Origin of the sequence: Aquimarina aggregata (assembly GCF_001632745.1) — a bacterium.
GTDB classification, from domain to species: domain Bacteria; phylum Bacteroidota; class Bacteroidia; order Flavobacteriales; family Flavobacteriaceae; genus Aquimarina; species Aquimarina aggregata.
Genome location: NZ_LQRT01000048.1, coordinates 1 through 1,203, shown reverse-complemented (window position 1 = coordinate 1,203; position 1,203 = coordinate 1). Strand labels below are relative to the sequence as shown.

Genomic DNA, 1,203 nt, shown 5'->3' with positions numbered 1-1,203 from the left:
AGGTGAACTCTGAGGCAGATTCATTACCATCAACTATAGTAGCATGATGAGTAATTCCGTTTACTTGTGCAATTGCACCGGCAAATCCTTCCATTTTTTGAACCATTTGTTCTTTGTTAATAGTTGTTCCACCATTGTAGTCTGATGTTGAAGCGTTGTCTGCAAAAAATTGTTGAACTGCGTCTACTATAGCTCCTGTTGATACCACACTGTCCATTTCTGCAACTTTTGATTTAATATCCATTTTATAATTTTTAGATTAATGTTTTAATTATAGGGGCAAAGTTAGAAGGACAATAAGGGTTTTTACCTACAAAAAAAACGCAAAAAATTGTACTTTCTGGATTAAAAAAACGCTGAAAATAGGAATCTTAGTTAGATCAATAATCAATTAGATATTTCTAGAGTTAAACTTGAAATTAATACAACAAAAAAAGGTATGGATTTTAACTCCATACCTTTTCTAAACAAAATTTATTACAATATTTTAATAGCTTATATGATATCTTTATATGAGATTAATAATCTTAAATTTCTCAATCTATTCGTTTTATTATATTATGCTTGTTGCGAAGTTACTGACTCAGGTTTATGGAGGTTTACTACCAATAATCAAAATCTTAAAACAGCAATTATATACTCTCAGGATAACAAAAAAAGAGAATAAAAGTAAAGGCATGCTGATTCTAGAATCAGCATGCCAAGAACATGAAAAAAATCACTAATCAAATATTATTTTGTTTTTAGACCATTCCAATTTTTATTAGCAGTAGCTAAAAGTTTAGATTCTTTTTCTGAGATCCATAGTTGTTTTGCGTCAACTTCGACATCATTTAAGAATAAATAGTATTTTCCATTATTTACAACAAATTTTGTTGGGTCTACTCTAAATTTTGCTCCTGCATACACACCGAAGGCACAAAACCCACCATATTGTGGCATGTATTTTTGCGGATTGCTATCAAAAGTCTTTTTCTGATCTTCAGAAGTAAAGTAATAAGCGATCTTATTATGAGTGGATTTAAATTGCTTTGCTCCTCTTTGAGCTAGTCCTAAATCTAAATAAGATACGGGGCTATAACCTTGTAATCCTATTTTACTGTCATCGATATTGTTTGCTTTTTTATCTTGAGCAAAACTTACTGTACTTACTAATAAAGCTAGTACTACTATTGTTGATTTAAATAAATTTTTCATTTTTTT

The 1,203-nt window shown here is 29.8% G+C and carries 2 protein-coding genes; both read right to left on the bottom strand.

The window, feature by feature from the left end; translation table 11 throughout:
- Positions 1-244: hypothetical protein (locus tag AWE51_RS23305; RefSeq protein ID WP_066319018.1), on the bottom strand; the 244-nt coding region annotated here is incomplete at its 3' end.
- Between the two features lie 488 nt (positions 245-732).
- The coding region (locus AWE51_RS23300; RefSeq protein ID WP_232517445.1) for a YHS domain-containing (seleno)protein at positions 733-1,203 on the bottom strand (471 nt) is incomplete at its 5' end.